The sequence below is a fragment of the Paracholeplasma vituli genome (assembly GCF_025446935.1).
GTDB classification, from domain to species: Bacteria; Bacillota_I; Bacilli_A; order Acholeplasmatales; family UBA5453; genus Paracholeplasma; species Paracholeplasma vituli.
This window is the reverse complement of the sequence record NZ_JAOEGN010000004.1, coordinates 39,746-57,543: the sequence shown is the minus strand read 5'-3', so window position 1 is coordinate 57,543 and position 17,798 is coordinate 39,746. Positions and strand designations below refer to the sequence as shown.

Annotated in this window: 12 protein-coding genes; 2 read left to right on the top strand and 10 right to left on the bottom strand. The window is 36.6% G+C overall.

Annotated elements, in window-relative coordinates:
• Positions 1-19: 19 nt before the first annotated feature.
• Together N7603_RS02995 and N7603_RS02990 are read right to left on the bottom strand one after the other, a co-directional pair.
• Positions 20-1,336 carry a F390 synthetase-related protein gene (locus N7603_RS02995; protein ID WP_262095857.1) on the bottom strand — a complete coding sequence of 439 codons (1,317 nt, stop codon included), beginning with the start codon at positions 1,334-1,336 and terminating at the stop codon, positions 20-22.
• Positions 1,323-2,534, bottom strand: a complete 1,212-nt coding sequence (locus N7603_RS02990; RefSeq protein ID WP_262095856.1) for a heparan-alpha-glucosaminide N-acetyltransferase domain-containing protein — start codon at positions 2,532-2,534, stop codon at positions 1,323-1,325. Before N7603_RS02990 ends, N7603_RS02995 begins: the two co-directional genes overlap by 14 nt.
• A 49-nt stretch (positions 2,535-2,583) precedes the next feature.
• Between N7603_RS02990 and thpR the strand changes: the two genes are divergently transcribed.
• Positions 2,584-3,102: an RNA 2',3'-cyclic phosphodiesterase gene (gene thpR / locus N7603_RS02985; RefSeq protein ID WP_262095855.1), complete on the top strand. Its 519-nt coding sequence runs from the start codon at positions 2,584-2,586 to the stop codon at positions 3,100-3,102.
• A 23-nt stretch (positions 3,103-3,125) separates the two neighbouring features.
• Here the strand turns inward: thpR and N7603_RS02980 are convergent, their stop codons facing one another.
• From N7603_RS02980 to N7603_RS02950, 7 genes are all read right to left on the bottom strand, one after another.
• Entirely contained in the window at positions 3,126-5,792 is a 2,667-nt protein-coding gene (locus N7603_RS02980) for a hypothetical protein (protein ID WP_262095854.1), read from the bottom strand.
• A gap of 107 nt (positions 5,793-5,899) precedes the next feature.
• Positions 5,900-7,519, bottom strand: a complete 1,620-nt coding sequence (locus tag N7603_RS02975; protein ID WP_262095853.1) for an ABC-F family ATP-binding cassette domain-containing protein — start codon at positions 7,517-7,519, stop codon at positions 5,900-5,902.
• 131 nt (positions 7,520-7,650) lie between these two features.
• Entirely contained in the window at positions 7,651-9,009 is a 1,359-nt protein-coding gene (locus tag N7603_RS02970; RefSeq protein WP_262095852.1) for a uracil-xanthine permease family protein, read from the bottom strand.
• 166 nt (positions 9,010-9,175) lie between these two features.
• Positions 9,176-10,474, bottom strand: coding sequence for a hemolysin family protein (locus N7603_RS02965; protein ID WP_262095851.1), 1,299 nt, complete (start codon positions 10,472-10,474; stop codon positions 9,176-9,178).
• A gap of 127 nt (positions 10,475-10,601) precedes the next feature.
• Positions 10,602-11,078: a HugZ family pyridoxamine 5'-phosphate oxidase gene (locus N7603_RS02960; RefSeq protein WP_262095850.1), complete on the bottom strand. Its 477-nt coding sequence runs from the start codon at positions 11,076-11,078 to the stop codon at positions 10,602-10,604.
• A 10-nt stretch (positions 11,079-11,088) separates the two neighbouring features.
• A complete protein-coding gene (locus tag N7603_RS02955; RefSeq protein ID WP_262095849.1) occupies positions 11,089-14,790 on the bottom strand; it encodes an AAA domain-containing protein in 3,702 nt (1,233 codons plus the stop codon).
• Positions 14,791-14,925: 135 nt separating this feature from the next.
• Entirely contained in the window at positions 14,926-15,438 is a 513-nt protein-coding gene (locus tag N7603_RS02950; protein WP_262095848.1) for a GNAT family N-acetyltransferase, read from the bottom strand.
• Positions 15,439-15,805: 367 nt separating this feature from the next.
• On the opposite strand from N7603_RS02950, the gene N7603_RS02945 reads away from it, so the two are divergent.
• On the top strand, positions 15,806-16,429 hold the full coding sequence (locus N7603_RS02945) for an IS1634 family transposase (RefSeq protein ID WP_262095847.1): 624 nt from the start codon (positions 15,806-15,808) through the stop codon (positions 16,427-16,429).
• A 186-nt stretch (positions 16,430-16,615) separates the two neighbouring features.
• Here the strand turns inward: N7603_RS02945 and N7603_RS02940 are convergent, their stop codons facing one another.
• A complete protein-coding gene (locus N7603_RS02940; protein WP_262095846.1) occupies positions 16,616-17,797 on the bottom strand; it encodes an endonuclease in 1,182 nt (393 codons plus the stop codon).
• Position 17,798: the final 1 nt, after the last annotated feature.

The window sequence follows — 17,798 nt, the reverse complement described above, 5'->3', positions numbered from 1 at the left end:
GCGTGGGCTTTTAAACAGTTCATGGGTTTTTAATTAGGCTTACGAATCGCTTGTATTTATTAAAGTGTGTCGGTAAACTTAAAGGGTTTATTGAAAAGTGAATTTCTACACTTAATCCGAGCTCATTAAGTTCTTTTAAGAGTCTTCTTTCTAATTGTTTTGGATCAAAATCACCGATGAGGTCTAATGTAATTTCAAGTTTTGAAATTGCCTTTTGGGTAACTTGAAATTCTCTAATTTGGTCACTTTCTGTGATAATCCATCGTGAAAATAGATCCGAATAAACGATTCGTGGTTCGTGATTTTGATCATAAAACCATAGATTGTCATCACTTCTACCAATGATTTGTTTAATTTTTCGGAAATGAGACCCACAAGGACATGGGCTATCTAATACAATCATATCGTTCATCTCATAACGAATGAGCGGTTGAGCGAAATTGATTAAGTTCGTAACAATCATTTTATGACCCACCACATTTGGGGTCGTTATCAATCTATTGTTTTGGTCATAAAGTTCGATATAAACCATATCTTCATTGATATGTAAATGACCTAACTTACAAGGAGAAGCCATTTGTCCTTCTGAAGCTTGGTAGATTTCGACTACTTTCGTATTAAATGCAGCTTCAAACTGTGCCTTATCAGCTGCACTTAAGACCTCTGCGTAGGTAATAATCTTCTTGAGTTTTATCCTGATTTGGTCTTTAAATGGTAAGACTTGTCGAATGAATGATGGCGGTGCCATCCAAAGATTGATGTTGTCTTGATTCATCTTTTGAATAACGTCTAGAACTGGTGTCATCGTCGAAATGTATTTGAGTTTGAGTAACGGTGCGTTGATGTCATCAAATCCTTGTGAGAACACTCTTAAGCAAAAAAGTATTCGTAAAGGCAGTTCTTTAAGTTCAATACCACCCCGTGCTAAGAAAACACCCGGTAAGCGTTTGGTCATCGATTTGGGTGTGATGTATAACCCTTTATTCCCTGAAGTACCTGATGATAACCCTACTACATACTTATCTTGATAATACCCTAGATAATCCTTATTAAGTTCCTTTTGAACTGCATAATTCATGACATCTTCTTTATTTAAACCACAGGTGTTAAGGTCTGTAAAATGTTCCATCATAATTTGCTTGTTAATCGTTGGAAGTTTTTGAAAATCTTCAAGTGTTACTATATCTATATTTTGGTATTGATTTTGATAATATGGGCTGTTTGCTTTCGCATACTCTAACATCTTTTGGATTGCTTTCCACTGTAATTGATTAATCGCTTCTTGTGACCTTCTTCGGTTTTTCTTTAAGTAAAAATAGTCTTTAATGAATCCCATCTTTACCCTCTAATGCTTGAAGCTTTGAAGATACTGAGATACGATTAATCATTTGTGAAAATCCCCATTCGAGGCTGTACTTGTAACCTTTAGTTGACCAATACTTTAAAACAAATCCCCAGAGTGTAACATGAATGACTCCAAATATAATTGCTAGAGGAATATCTAGTTTCAAATCGAAAAATAGTGTGATTACACCAAAGATTAAGGCACTCGTAATCTGTTCGAAGAAAAACGGTGTTAAGCCCGCAACGCCAAAACGTTGGATGAATCGTGACACTGGGTTCAGTTTACGTTTTTTAACATCATATAGATAATAAGCGCCTAAAATCATAGCTAAGAATAACCCAATTTGAATGACCATAATGAAATACCATGTTGGGTCAATGGCGCGCTCTAGCATCGTTTCAGGTGCTAGAATGTAGCCAGTTACGCCAATCACGATGTAAAACAGCGCTACCGGAATCATCCATTTACGCATATGGGTATCGTCTTTACGGTTAATGAGTAAGCCCACCCATACGCCAAAGAGCGCGAACGCGAAAAATGGGAAGATTGGATTGTTTTTGGAAACAAAGTAGTTCAATAATACCCATAACACATAATTATTGGAATCTCTCGCATCGAGATAAACGTTATAGAGTGGAATTCTGATATACGATAGCCCCATGAAGAGGGTCGCACCAACTAGAATATAGAGGGCTGCTTTTTCATGGTAGATCCATTTCTTTATTAAATGAAATAAAAGGGTCAATAGCCATATGTTTAACGCAATCATGACCAAACTATCGACATAAAAGAGTCTTTCAAGTGTTAAGGTTTGAAACTTACCATCACGTATTAACGAGACTAAAAGCGATTCGTCCATACTACGGGTATCGAAGTTGATGATGCCAGGACCTGTAAATATAAAATACAGATAAGCAATCACCATCATCAAAGCCCCAGATAAACCCATATGTTTAATGCGTTGTTTTTGGTCTTTAGTATGTAAGAATTGTAGCGTATAAGACGCGCCAGATAACATCGCGAACAAACCCGCAAACATGAGTAAAAAACCGATGAGTGTAATGATTAAACTTGGGTTATCCATATCCACATCATAAATGCCATCAAAATAGTAAAACGCAGTATGCAGGATAATAACAAAGAACACCCCTAAGCCTCTTAATAGGTCAATCGATTGAATTCGTTTCATAGACTACCTCCTTTGATTAAGATACTGTTATAATATAAATGGTGATTCTATGAGACTATTTATTGGTTTAGCACTCAATACAGATTTAAAACAAAAACTGTATACCTTAAGTCAAAATCTAGTGAAAGACACGATGGGTCGTGCAACTAGCGTTGATAACTACCACATCACCCTCGCTTATTTAGGTGAGGTGGATGAAGCCCAATGTGAATTGATAAAGACATCACTTCAAACCCTTGATTACCCACGATTTGAACTCTATACAGACCAAACCAGTTACTTTCAAAAAGGCGAACGCTACATATACTTTACATCCTTAAAACCAAGCGCTGCTTTACATGAACTTTATCAGAAAGTTATCGAACACATCAAACCTTTAAGTTTAACAGTGAGTGGCGCGTTTCATCCTCACATCACGCTCATCCGTCAAGGAAGAGCTCTGCCTTTTTTTAAACTTACATCCCTTGATGAAAGTCTCATTGAAGTATCTAGTATTACATTATTTGAAAGTCATTCCATAGACGGGGTTCTCACATATACCCCCATCTTACACCATAATCTCATTTAAACAAATGCCAGCCTTTCGTTTTTTTATTGTTTTATCTGAATCCATACCTTTTTGAACTTGAATAAATGCTTATACAAGATGACTTCAAAAGTTGAAACACCTGAGGATTGGATGTATCCTGTAGATTTGATGATACTAGGGTCTTTTGATATGAAGAAACACGCCCAAATGGGTTTAAGTTGAAAAGTCGGTAATACGATATGAGTGAGTGCGAACGCACTATTAGTATTGAGTGCTTCTTCTAAGTGCTTGCGTTCAAATTCATAGGTGTAAGCCTCATACCTATGGTCTTTTATTATAAATGTTTCGCTATATGTATTAAAATCTTGTGTATATGAACCGACAAATCGATGGTAAGGTATGATTTCTAAGGACTCGAGTGAAACATCCGATTCAACTTTTTGATTATCGATTGTCCACTTAATATCTACCACAAACCGGTTCACAACACTTTGAGTTTGTAGTTTAAACCTTTTTGTTTGGACGTCATAATTTGGTTTTTGGATTGTGTTCTTAACTAACAATCCGCTTATTGGGTTATTGATAGTTTTAAGTGGTAAAGTGTAGATATGATCGAGACCTAAGACTTTAAACTGGACTTCAAACTGAGGTTCTTTTGAACATACCTTTGTATTATTTAAGTATGGGTTCTCTAAGAATGTATATTTGAGTTTAGGATCAAGTAACGATAATACCGTTTGATTTTGATAAATTTGATAGTAGTCTTGAAAGAATAATACATCTAAACGCTGTGTGTTGATCTTAACAACTTCAAATGTACGTTCGTAATATCGTCTTTCACTTAACTGTATTTTTACTGTAAGGTCTGTCTTGTTCGAATAATCACGAATCGTGAGTACATTGTCATAAAGAATGTCTGCTTGATGGGTTTTCTGATAAATTACCGTAAAGCCTTCTAATATTGGTAACTCTATCCTTGGTAACTTATCTTTTTGAATCTCAACTTCTAAGTTTAAAAACGCATAAAGGAGCTCTGTTTTTGGATTGCCTTGGATACGAATCGATTGGCTATGAGCAGCCACACCATCGATTTCAATGGTAAGATGGGTGTTCGAGCATGTATTCGATACTACATAGACAAAGAGTTCAGAATCATAATACGCATCACTGACGTTAATCGTGACTTTATGTCCAAAAAGTATTAGTGGTTTACCTTCAATGATGCCAGGATACTCGGTCTTAATGGTTAGGAAATCTGCTATATTAGACGTTAGATAATCTCGGTTCATGCCATATCTTAGAAGATAAAATAGTCCCGTTAGAATCGTTATGGGTAACAAAATAATCGCTATTATCCATCTTATAATGAAACAGAGTGGCCAAAGAATCGTTACCATTAAACCATGGGCATTACGCCATTTTTGATTGTATCCTAAGGATAACTTCACTTTTCTAATGTATAAATCGGCTTCTTTAAAAAGATTGATACTTGGTAAATAAGGTAACTTGATGAAGGTGTTTGGTTTAGTAAACAGTGCTTTCAACGTTAATCCTAAATGAATGAACAGTACCTCAATTAAAACACCCCCCAAAAAAAGGATAAATACAGGTAAAAGGATGGGTAACAATAACAATATATAATAATAATCTTTAAAGTCATGGACCAAATCCTTTATGATTCGACTTAGTGGGTAAAGTGCATACCTCAGTTTCGTTAAGCTGTTAGATAGTAAGACAAATCCTTCTAAAATGAGCTCAAATAGTTTAAAGACTAAATGTCTTAATACAATCCAAAGTTTGGTAAATATCCACTTAGGTACTGTATATAGTAGTGTTTTCGGAATCATCCAAAAGATAAAATGAATCCCAAGTGCTGTATAAATAACCATCACTTTTAAACCTAAGTAAAGACTTTCAGGCATTTTACGGTATAGTCTGACTAAAGCATCGATAAGGTAACGAGTGCCTTGGAAGCATTTCTTAAATATCCAAATGATGAAATCAATAGGTTTGCTAATTAAGTATTCTAACCCTTCATAAAGCCATTTGAGAAGCTTGCCGATTTTGCGTAATACGAACCGAATCCCCTTTAAAATAAAGATAAACCCGCCGTATATGAACTTTAGTATCGGCTTAATGAAGCGCCAAAGCATTCTACCAAGTAGAACCATCCAATGGTAGATTTGAATCAAGATATCGATCAGTTTTTCAACTTGTTTAACGAACCCTTTAATAAGCCATTTTAAGATCTTATACATTGGCTTCAAAATATAGAGATACAAATAATGACTAAACTTCGAAAGGACCCAGCTAAGGCCTTGATATATCTTTTTAAGTACCCAATAAATCGGTTTTATGAATACCTTGTAAAAACCGATTGAAAGCCATTTAACCACTTCGTATGACCATAAAGTAATGGTCTTTAAGCCTTTGGATACCGGTATTAAGAGATAGTTATAAAAGAATAATACGATGGCTTTAGCCATAAGATAACCCCATTCGGATAGTTTCTTAAACACTAAATAAATTGGATAGATCAATACCCGATAAATCCCAATCGAAAGCCATTTAACACCTTTAATAATACCTAATATCATAGATTTAAAAAGATGATAAAGCGGAATAAAAACCGCCTTTAAAGCGTGGTACACTCCTTTGGCTAGTACTTTAAAAGGGATCAATAAAGAAATAACTACTTTACCAATGGATTTCGCGATTGTCTTAAGCATAATGCCTCCTAAATGTGGATCGTTTTATTACTTAACATTTTAGCACGTTTTATCTTTATTCAAACGAAAAAAAAATACCTAATGCTTGTGACATTAGGTATAAACTATTATTTTGCAGAGTATAATGCTTTTTGACGTTCTTTTAAGTTTGGATTTGAGATATATTCATCTAATGTACCTTGATACATCATTGACCCTAAATCACCAATTTCAACAATCTTATTACATACGGTATCTAAAAGACGGTGGTCATGTGAGGATAGAATAATCGCACCTTGGTAGTTGGATAAACCGTTATTGACAGCTTCAATTGATTCTAAGTCTAAGTGGTTGGTAGGTGAGTCCACAATGAGCGTATTCGCATTCGACATCATGAGTTTCGAAAACATGCATCGCATCTTTTCGCCCCCACTTAGGTACTTCACTTCTTTTAAAGGTTGATCCCCTGTAAAAAGCATTCTACCTAAGAAGCCGCGAATATAGGATTCAGCCGGGTCCTTCGAGAAACGTCTCAACCAATCGATTAAGTTCATGTTGCTTTGGAAGTAAGGTTCATTATCTGCAGGGAAATACGCTTTTTGAACGGTTTGTCCCCATTTGATTGAACCGGAATCAGGTTCTAGTTCACCCGCTAAAATACGGAGTAATGCAGTCTTCGCTAAGTCGTTTTCACCAAGTAGAGCAACTTTATCGCCTCTAGTCATGACGAACGATACATTCTTTAATAAGGTTTTACCTTCATACGTATAGTTTATGTTTTCCACTTCAATGACGTCTTTACCAAGTTGTTTTTCGATATCGAATCCAATAAATGGGTATTTACGTAAAGAGGGTACGATATCTTCAAGTTGAATCTTTTCAAGGGATTTCTTACGTGAAGTCGCTTGTCTAGATTTGGATAAGTTCGCACTAAAGCGCGCAATGAAGGCTTTAAGTTCTTCCATGCGTTCTTCTTTTTTCTTATTTCTGTCATTCATTAATTTTTGAATGAGTTGTGAGGATTCCATCCAGAAATCATAGTTCCCTGGGTAAAGTTTAGCTTGATAGTAATCGATATCGACCATGTGTGTGCACACGTTGTTTAAGAAGTGACGGTCATGTGACACGGTAATGACGGTATTGTCATAGTTGATTAGGAATTCTTCTAACCAGTGGATCGCTTCGAAGTCAAGGTGGTTGGTCGGTTCATCTAGTAATAAAATATCTGGATTACCAAATAGGGCTTGAGCGAGTAAAACTTTGACTTTGTTCTTAGGTAGGACATCCGACATCATCGCGTAGAAATCTGATTGTGGGACATTCAATCCGTTTAAAAGCTTTTCAACTTCAACTTCAGCATTCCAACCATCGAGTTCTGCGAATCTCACTTCAAGGTCAGCGAGTAAAAAGCCTTCTTCTTCGGTAAAGTCGGTTTTTGAATAAAGTACTTCTTTTTGTTTCATGATATCATAAAGCTCTTTATGACCCATGATTACGGTTTCCATAACCGTAAAATCGTCATAGGCGTTGTGGTTTTGTTTTAGGGTTGCTAAACGCTTGCCCTTATCGATGATGACTTCCCCTTTAGTAGAGTCTTTTTCACCTGCTAAAATCTTGAGGAATGTGGACTTACCAGCCCCATTCGCTCCAATGACACCATAGCAGTTACCTGCTGTAAATTTTATATTGACGTCTTCAAACAATTTTTTATCCGGGAAGACTAAGGATAGGTTACTTACTGTAATCATAGGGTACTCCTTTATTATTTATATAATAACTGTTGACAGCCTTATCAAGTTTAATGCATTTACACCCTTTTGTCAATGTAAAAGGTGACACGGGGTCACCTTTTGCCTTTTAAAAGATTCTTTTATGTAGTTTACTCAGATTTGGTCGAGAAGCGTTCTGCAAGATTTAAAACGAGGTGTAAGACAATCCCGACAATCGCAGCAGTCGCGATGGCTGGTAATTCTAAATTTAAGAATGGAATGTTTCCATTAGGGAATGCATAGTGTCCACCCAGACCTATAATGAGAATAACCGCGATAATCCCTAGGTTTTTGGAGTTAAACATATCGACTTTTTTCTCGATTAGGATTGCAATCCCTTGAGCACCAATGACACCGAATAGGTAGATGGATGCACCACCAATAACAGGGGCTGGAATGGTATATAAAAGGTTCGCAATTGGGCTGATGAAGGCGAGTACCATCGTGATGATGGCAGCACCGATTAGTACGAATACCGAGAAGTTTTTGGTAATCGCCATGGTCGAAATGTTTTCGCCATAGTTGGTCCCTGCAGGGCCCCCAATGAGGGCAGAAACCATATCGCCGACACCATCCCCGATGAGGTTTTGACCTAAGCGGTTTTCAATGTCGTAATGAGGTTTGCCTTTTTGATCGGCAAGTTTATTCACATATAAGTCTAATTGATACAAATGGGCTGTTGATTCTGGAATGGTTGCGAGTGCAATCGGCATAATCGCGATGACTGCTGTCCAGGATGGGACTGGTAACGTGAAGTGTGGGGCTGAAATCACCGCACCACTAAATAAGTCTTGGAACTGTAAGAGGTTATAGCCAAATCCAAAGTCAAGAATCATAGCGAATACATAACCGATTAAGATTCCAAATAGGATTGGCAGTTGTGATAAGACACCTTTTTTGAAGATGACTGTGGAGAGTAAAATCGAGATGAGGGTAATCAGTGCGACCGCCCAGTATCCACCTAAATCAGATGGATTTGACCCACTGAAGCCGGACGCTTGTTGCATCGCAGACCCGGCTAGTGATAACCCGATGATCATCGCGATGGGTCCTGTTACCACTGGGGGTAAGACTTTTTCAATTTTGTTCGCACCGAATTTGTCGATCAAGAACCCGGCTGCGATGGAGACCAAACCAGACATGATGATCCCAAATTGGGCTTGTCCGATTAAAGCATCCGAAGCAGGCACACCAAACTCAGCACCAGTAATGCCGACAATCGCAGCGATGTATGAAAAGCTTGATCCGTAGTATAGCGGGATTTTGCCTTTCGTAACTAAAATGAAACATAAAGTCGCGAAACCACTGGCGAAGATGGTGGTTGAAATGTGAAACCCTGTCAATAAGGCAACCAAAACGGTTGCTGGAAACATAACCATAATGTGTTGTAGTGAGAACAACACCAACTTGCCCAAAGATGGGCGTTCGTCTGGCAAATAGCCAACAAGTACTTCTTTTAACTTATTCATTCTTTATCCCTTTCCGTTAGGTCTTTAACAAAAAAGACACCTATGGGTGTCCTTAACGTTATGGGTATGGGATTGATGCTTATACCTTCTTTTGCTCACAGGCAAACGTTAAAGGACCTAAACTGTTAACAGTATAGTACATCTGTTTTTGAAAAGCAATACCCTTTTACTTTTTTATTTTTAGGATGACTTCATCGATCCAAGTCATCCCGAGTTTCGAAACTGTAAGGACTAAATTGCCCACTTCAATCGTTTCATGAAGCTTAGGCATATGGTCGAGCTGTGCCAATACGAGACCAGCTACCGTATGGAACGGTTGGTCTTCTGAAATTTCTAAATCAAGATAGTCATTCAATTCACGAATGGTTGTGGTCGCGTCGATACGGTATGTATCCTCATCGATTTTTTCAACCTTAACGGTCTTTTCATCGTATTCGTCGTCGATTTCACCCACGAGTTCTTCTAGGATATCTTCAATCGTAACAATCCCTAAGAATCCACCGTATTCATCGACTAAACACGCCATATGGTTACGGGTTGCTTGTAAGTCTTTTAAGACATCATCGATCATCTTATTACCAGGAATGAAGAACGGCTTACGCATAATCATATCGAGTTTGATTTGATTCAAACCGACTTTTTTAGATGCACTTAAAATCGATTTGGTATATATAATCCCAATGATGTTATCAATCGAATCTAAATAGACAGGCACTCTTGAATAATTCTCATCGATGATTTTATGTAAAACTTCAAGATTAAACTGTTTATAATCGACCATGAATACATCCCGTCTAGGAATCATCACTTCAGAGGCTTTGATGTCATTGAAATCCAAGACAGCTGAAACCATCTTCTGTTCATCAGGTTCAATGTCGCCACTTTCCATACTCGCTTCTAAGAGCGCGATGATTTCGGATTTGGTTAAACGGTCTTCGGTTTCTTTGGTTTCCACTCTAAGCAGTTTAAGTACTAGATTGGTGGAAGTCGAGAGTAATTTCACAAACGGTTTAAATACAACCATGATGGTTTTAATCGGCTTAACCGTCCATCGAGATATTTTTTCAGGGTATTTTAAAGCGATTCGTTTCGGAACGAGTTCGCCAAATATCAAGGTTAAAAAGGATAAAACAAATGTAACTAGGATGAAGGCGATGGTTCCACCAATCGCTGGGTCAATCCAGTCTATTTTGCTAATTAAAGCACCTAAATCATCGGTGATATATTTCGCAGCAGACCCTGAGGAGAAAAATCCTGCTAAGGTTATACCAACCTGAATGGTCGATAAAAAGCGGCTAGAATCCTTCGAAATGTCTAAAACCATTTGAGCTTTATCATCCCCTGATTCGCTCAGTGTTCTGAGTTTATTCGGATTCGATGACACCAAGGCCATTTCTGCCGCAGCGAAATACGCATTCACTAAAACCAGTAAAATCAATACTATCGATATCGTAACTATGTCCATATAAGACAAACCACACTCCTTGTTTAAATAGATATCTGAAACGAAACTATTCTATCATAAAATAGAAATAATTCAAATAATTACCGTATGAATAACATAAAAGGGGCTTCAATTTCGCCCCTTTGTGTTATTTACTTTGATGACTGACGCCTTTGATATGACTTACAGTATCCCCTTCGATTTTGAATGCTTGGCCTGGACCTAAGATCAGTTGGCCTTCTTTAGCTTCAAATTCGACAATGGTGAAATCCATTGTGAGGAATGTCGTTACTACTTCACCAAAACGGGCTTTCATCGCTTCTAAGATGTCTTTCGATAGCGTATCTAAAGTCGCTTTAACCTGTAATGAAAGTCGTTTTCTGAAGAAAATGTTTTTTGCTTTCGACTCGTCCTCAATAAATAATAATCCAGCGTTCGGATTGGTTCTTAAGTACTGCGTATGTCTCGCACCATTCGATACCATAACATAAAACTTACCTTCATGTTCGATAAAGGGTGCGTAAGATACATAGGGATAATTGTATTCATCGAGTGTCGATAAAACCACGGTTTTAACGCTCTCAATCAAAAGTGCTTTTTCTGTATTAATTTCAATAATATCCATTTTTAATCTCCTATAAATTATTATTCTTGATACGGTCTTTGATGTCTTTAATAACACTAGTCGGGTTATTATACCAATTCGATTCAAAGATTCGGTAAACTTGCCAACCACGTGATTTCAAGAACCGTTCTTGGTGAAGTAAGTCTCTTCTCGAGTTAAAGTCTTTAGGGTCTAATGCAGTTAATAAGCCCATCAAAAAAAGGTTATTCTCAGAATCCTTTATGGCGAGGTCGACTTTATAGTTGCCAATTCCAACTTTCGCTTCGATCGTGAAACCTTGTTTTTCGAGTTTATCTTTGATGTCTTGTTCAAACTTCGATAAAACTGCTTCACCCGTAGGAATCTCATGTAACTCACTGAGTACAGTTTTCGCTAAGAGGGTATCCTTCTTAGATACCGCGTAACAATAACGCATGAATGATTTTAAGTACCTTGGTCCTAACCCAGCGAGGTCTTCAACTTTGAATTCTTCGGGTAATAACGATGAAACGAAATAAATCTTTTGTTTCGCTCGTGTAATCGCGACATTTAATCGGTTTTGTCCGCCTTCATGGTTTAGCCAACCAAAACGGCGTTCAACAATCCCCGATTCGTTTTTCGCATAACCCATCGAGAAGATGATGATGTCGCGTTCATCGCCTTGAACGTTTTCAATGTTCTTCACGAATAAACTTTGGTCTTCACCGTCTTCTTTTCTAAAGAGTTCCTTTTCAAAACGCGATTGATACACGCCCTGTTTAAAGAGTTCTTGGTCGATGAGATCCATGATTTGATCACGCTGTGCACTGTTAAAGGTAATGACCCCAATCGTTTCGTTATTTGTTCTATCCTTGAGTATTTTCTTTAAAAGATTGATAACCGATTTGGCTTCTTCGAGGTTTCTTCGTTTCTCAAAGGTCCCCTCTTTTACATATACGTATTCAATCGGTGGGATGATTGTGGGTTTCGCGTTTGGCGAAACAAACAACTTCCCATCATAGAAAGCGTGGTTTGAGAAAGCGATGAGTTCTTCATAGGTCGATCGGTAATGGTAGTTAAGAATCGTTTCTTTGTATTTATATCTGGCTAAATCGAGTAAGCTTTTCGCATCCAATCTAATATCTTTAAACACTTCCTGTTCGAAGAGTTCATCGTCATCGGTAATTCGACCAAAACCTAAGGCACTCGGTCTTAATTGTTTTGGATCCCCGGCGATGACTACCTTCTTCGCACGGTAAATTGAAGGAATGCCTTTTTCAACATAAAGCTGTGAAGCTTCATCGAATATGACTAAGTCAAAAATACCGTATTGAAGCGGTAATAACGCCGATACCAATTCCGGGGTCATCATCCAGACTTTAACGTGATTTAAGAGTTCGACTTGATAAGTTGAAATGAAGGTTTTCAAACTTGGTTTATGGTCAAGTTCTAAGATGCGTTTGATTTCCATAATACGTTTCGTATTGGAGAAATCTAACGCGTGTTTGTAGAGTTCCATTTCAAAGGATTCAATTGAAAGCACACGTTTATCTTCAATACGCGATTGAAGAACGGCTTGTTTTTGATGGAATTCATCAATGATGTATAAGTATTTCGAATTCTTCGCTTTAAAGATTTCTAAGAAGCCCGTGTATAACGCATCAAAGATATAAATACGGAGTTTATGGATGTCTTCAATGTCTCTAAATAGCGGGTCATTCAGTAACATACTTAGATAAGACCGTTCGTTTTTGGATAAGTGGTCATGCTTGGTTTGAAGTTTATTTAAATCCTTCAGACTACTTTGCATGAAATTCATAAATTCACTCGATTTAAAGAGCGTATCGATGAAGCGGTACGCCACACGTTTCTTTTTGGATAAAAAGCTTAAGCGTTCGAAATGCGTTTGTTTAAATGTCTTTAAGAGGCGTCGTTTCCGCCAAGCGCCTGCTTTTTCATAAAGCGCTAGGGTTTCAGTTAAGGCATCGTTAAACGCTTGATACTCATTCAAACTACTTCTTGAGATGGCTTTTTCTAATGAATTGATGACTGGATAGTTTTGAAGCATCTTCTCATAGTTTAAATAACTCTTCAGTTGTGTATCCTTATTAAAAGCCACTTCAAGTGACTTGATGATGTTAAAGTCTAAGACTGTGAAGGCTTTTGTGAACGCAGCTGTCACGGCTTTCGGTGAGAGATGATTTAAGACATCTTTATCTTTAATAAAGCGTTCATACATCTGATAAATCGGAATGTCTTGAACCGATTGGTGATACATCAAGTCGAGGGCTTGATCCATCGTTTGTAAAAGTTGATTGATCTCAGTTTCTAATCGGTATATATCATTTTCTACCGTACGCTTTGGCGCAGTGGTATCGAGGATTTGACTGATTTTTTGATAGAAATAGGGTTTATTCTCGATATCATCAATGAACATTACATACTTAGAAGCACTCTTTAAACGCTTGTAAATGACGTCTAAAGCGACTTTCTTCTCAGAGACGATTAAGACATTCTCTCCTTTTAAAACGGAGGAGGCGATTAAACTGGTGATGGTTTGTGACTTACCGGTGCCCGGTGGGCCCCAAACCACGAGTTTTTTCTCCTGGTTTAAGAGATCGATGACCTTTTCTTGAGCATAGTTCAAATCATTGATATAGGATAGTTTTTCTTCTTTGATTGAGGTATTAGAAAGGGCGTAATTGAGGGCTTTTTCAGGCTTATCTAAACCTGACTCTTCAATAAGGCCTTCTAAGAGGCTATTGTATTTGTGTTGTTTTAGGATTAAAGCCATATCCTTTTGAAGTTCAGATGAGAACAAACGGTATCTCCCTAATAAAAGGTAGTTTTGGGTTTCAAAGACACCCTTCTTACGTTTCATGAAGACATCTTTGAGTTCACTCTTAAAGGGTTGATAAGTATATAAATCAACAGCAGATACATCTAACCCATGTTTCTTATAAAAAGGGATGACCACTTCTTTAACGACTTTATCCGAATATTCCTTGATTTCAACAGAATCAACTTGAGTATTCGAAGCATCCATCTTAGAGGCTGCGAGGATTAAATCCTTATTGAGAAGGATATCTTTATCAAAGTCTTTAATGAGTTTAAAAGTACGTTTTTCCCGTTCGAGTTTAACCGGAATGAATAATAAAGGTGCTTTAATCGCGAAGAGGTCTTTTTTATAAATCCCTTCAAGAAATAATGTCGCGATATAAAGATCATAAGACCCGGTCTCTTTAAACGTTTTATTGACTTCACGGTATAGTGTAGTCAAATGATTTAAGTGGGTTTCGGATTCGATTTTAATATGAAATGTCGTCTTTTTAGGAGATTGTAAGAAATAGTGTAATTCTTCATTTAGGATTGAGGTTAAATCAAACGCATTCGATTTTTCAAGTCGACCAATGTACAAGTTTGGATTAGTCTTCGAGATATTGGTTAATCGGTCTTTATAATGGTCTAACACTTTAAAAGCTTCTTTTGAAACTTCCTTTTCTTCAGAGACCACTGTTTGATATAGTTTAATCACATTTAAGAACCGAGTTGCATACCTACTCATAAAGTCTTCATTAATGCCAGCAATCCCTAGAAAATCCGATACTTTCAAAGGCTTTTTAGCAGCAATTTCTTTTAGGACTTCATCACTACAAATAAGTGGGGTTTCACCGGATGGCGTTTTAAATTCAGTTCGTAGTTGTTCACGGGTGCGGTCTAAGGCTTCTAATAATACATTCTTCTTCAGTGCCATGTCTGTGTCCTCCAATCTATGTATCTATTCTAACATTAAGGGGGTGTTTTCCAAAGAATTTATGATTGATTCTTAGAATCTACTTTACTAAACAAAAGAACCCGCTGTTTTGCGGGGTCTAAGTATCGTCTTTTTCTAAATTTCCATTTCGTAATAGACTTGGTCTAAGTCTTTTTGTTGAGTAACTTTGTTGAAACGAACTTGATAATCGTTTCTCACATGGTGCATTCCGAGTTTCTCCATAAGTTTATATGAAGCAACATTTCTTGAATCCGCAGTCGCATAAATGGTTTTGATCTTTAATGTTTTAGCGAATTCGATCATTTGTAGTGCTGCTTGATACATGAGGCCTCGTCTTTGATAGTCTTTATGGATAATCCATCCGATTTCTGCTTTCAAGTTTTCATAATCAACGATTAAAGCAATCCCACCAATGATCTTACCCTCAAATTCTACGCCATACTCATAATGAGTGATTGGGTTCTTTTGATAACAGGATAAGACATAGTTTAAAAAGTCTTGGGTATCTTCTAAGGTATTTGGACCCCATAACATGTATTTGGTGGTATCTTCATCCGAAGCGTAGGCGTGGATGTTTGAAAGGTCTTCAGTTTTAAAGGGGCGTATAGTCAGATTTGAATATACCATATTTATTCCTTTTTCCTCAATTCTAGTGACTGGTAAGAAAACAGTAAGTTATTTGGAAAAATCTATAGATTCATTGTAATAACATTATAAATAGTATTATGTTGAACATCAAGATATAATCGTAATTAAAAAGTGTTTTATTGTAATATTTTGATCAGGTAGCAAACCCAGTGAGTGTGCCAATAACTGGACCCGCTGGTATTCAAGTAGCAAAAATTTACAGGGTAGCAAAACTAGAATGGTCGTTATGTTTATGTGTCACTAGTATTCAAGTAGCAAAAATTTAGAGGGTAGCAAAACATGGACATACAGTCTATTCAAATGCAAGAGGTATTCAAGAACTAAAATCTTAAGTCTCTATTCTATTTTGGAACAACTTATGGGGCAGTGCAGCGCCCTAGATTATGCGCGAAAACTGACTCATCCTGAACTATTTAGACAAACGACAAAAAAGGGTGGGAAGAAATACTTAGAAATCCAGTATAAGGACAAAAAGACGGGAGAACTAAAACCCTTTAATCCCTTAATCACGATTGATGAAGATAAAGTTACATTCGATGAACAGTTTGACGGAATCAATGTGATAGTGACGAGTGAAACCCAAATGAGTGATGAAGAAATCATTGGATATTACGGACAATTATATAAAATCGAAGACTGTTTCAAGGTTACGAAAACAGAGTTCAACGCAAAACCTATTTATGTAAGACTTGAGGAGCATATTGAAGCACACTTTTTGACATGTTTTCTCGCTTTAGTACTGATTAGAGTACTTCAACATAAAACGAACTGGGTGTATAGTGCAGGGCGAATAATTGAAGCGATGAATAGTGCACAAGCGTTTGAGCTCGCGACAGGCTTTTATAAAGTCACAGCAAATGAAGATTTAAAGTCCATATTCAAACTACTTCAAATTGATTTTGATAAAGATATCGTTAGGTATGAAACATTAAATCAGTTCAATAATTTCTGGTGTACTACAAAAAAATAGTGATTAAAAAGAGACGATGTTGGCTATAGTAGGCCGATATCCTCTCTTATTCTTTAATTGAACTGAGAAACTCAGGATTATATCAATTAAAACTAATGTATACAATAAACAGATTTAAATTTAACATATATAAATATCTATAATGTAAGTCGTATTTAAACGGTAAAAAACACCCAAACAGGTGTTTTACTTAACAAACGCTGCCATCCAGTAATAATCAATGAAAATGTTTCGACCGTTTTGACCATTATCAAACTTTTCTATTGCATCATTTCTTCTTTTCTCACCAGCATCAGGTGGGTCTAATAAGTTCCATTGTTTCATGAGTTCAATATTTATTTTATTAGTTTTTCTCACTTCTGGATAGGTCACATACATGTACAAGAGAACTCTAGCTATATTACCTTTATATTTGTTATCGGGTTCAAATTGATTTTTACCATATCCAAACTCCATGTTTCCGCGATTATTGTTAATTGTTTTGTTCGAAAGATAGAGGTTATGTAGATCATTGACATACCTTGCACCGTTACCCCAAGAAACTGCGAACACATGCTCTGTATCTAGATTATTTGTATTTGTCCTATCATATATATAATAGCCTTGATGAATTCTTACTATATGATCAAACTTGTAATCGGATCTAGGAAAACCTTTTGAGTTATTTATGGATATAGTTGCATTTCCAACGATAAATACTAAAGAAACTAACGCTAATATTATCATTATAAAGCCACGTTTTATTGATTTGATTGAATTTAAAAAGTCCATATAGGATTTAGTAAAATATACAATAAAGCCAATTAATATGATAGGCAATATATACACCCAACTTACTGCAATCATTAAGGTTAAGAATATTAGGATTGCTGCAGTCCAGGAGGCTACCAAGTATTCCCCTTTTTGAGAGAACATGTTCTTATGATAAACCAATGTTCCACAGTAGACTACAATTAATATCAAATACCATGGGCTGAGCATCAAGGACGCACCAACGATATAAAGTAATAATGCCTCTGAATACAATCTTGTCTTGACACTATTATCTTCTATGAGAGTGGATAAGAATATCCCCATTAATGATAACCATGTAATCCTAAAAGGGTAAAGGTACGCTAAAAAAATTGAATACGTAAAAATAAAAATTGTAATCAAATAAAGGATTATTTTCTCATAATCCTTTAGGGTAATTTCGTTTTTTCTTTGATAATAAATAAAACCCATTATAGGTATCGTACCGATTATGCTCAAAGGAATATAGAATGTTCTAATCCATAAGCCTAACAATAAAACTATAGTGATGATCGATAAAAGGACTATTTTGTATATATTGGACAAATTCTTGTCCATGAGTTTATCAATAAACATC

What these genes read in the sequence shown, in the direction of transcription:
- N7603_RS02995 (WP_262095857.1), bottom strand. Translation starts at nt 1,336, where the DNA reads ATGGGATTCATTAAAGACTATTTTTACTTAAAGAAAAACCGAAGAAGG.
- N7603_RS02990 (WP_262095856.1), bottom strand. Translation starts at nt 2,534, where the DNA reads ATGAAACGAATTCAATCGATTGACCTATTAAGAGGCTTAGGGGTGTTC.
- thpR (WP_262095855.1), top strand. Translation starts at nt 2,584, where the DNA reads ATGAGACTATTTATTGGTTTAGCACTCAATACAGATTTAAAACAAAAA.
- N7603_RS02980 (WP_262095854.1), bottom strand. Translation starts at nt 5,792, where the DNA reads ATGCTTAAGACAATCGCGAAATCCATTGGTAAAGTAGTTATTTCTTTA.
- N7603_RS02975 (WP_262095853.1), bottom strand. Translation starts at nt 7,519, where the DNA reads ATGATTACAGTAAGTAACCTATCCTTAGTCTTCCCGGATAAAAAATTG.
- N7603_RS02970 (WP_262095852.1), bottom strand. Translation starts at nt 9,009, where the DNA reads ATGAATAAGTTAAAAGAAGTACTTGTTGGCTATTTGCCAGACGAACGC.
- N7603_RS02965 (WP_262095851.1), bottom strand. Translation starts at nt 10,474, where the DNA reads ATGGACATAGTTACGATATCGATAGTATTGATTTTACTGGTTTTAGTG.
- N7603_RS02960 (WP_262095850.1), bottom strand. Translation starts at nt 11,078, where the DNA reads ATGGATATTATTGAAATTAATACAGAAAAAGCACTTTTGATTGAGAGC.
- N7603_RS02955 (WP_262095849.1), bottom strand. Translation starts at nt 14,790, where the DNA reads ATGGCACTGAAGAAGAATGTATTATTAGAAGCCTTAGACCGCACCCGT.
- N7603_RS02950 (WP_262095848.1), bottom strand. Translation starts at nt 15,438, where the DNA reads ATGGTATATTCAAATCTGACTATACGCCCCTTTAAAACTGAAGACCTT.
- N7603_RS02940 (WP_262095846.1), bottom strand. Translation starts at nt 17,797, where the DNA reads ATGTTTATTGATAAACTCATGGACAAGAATTTGTCCAATATATACAAA.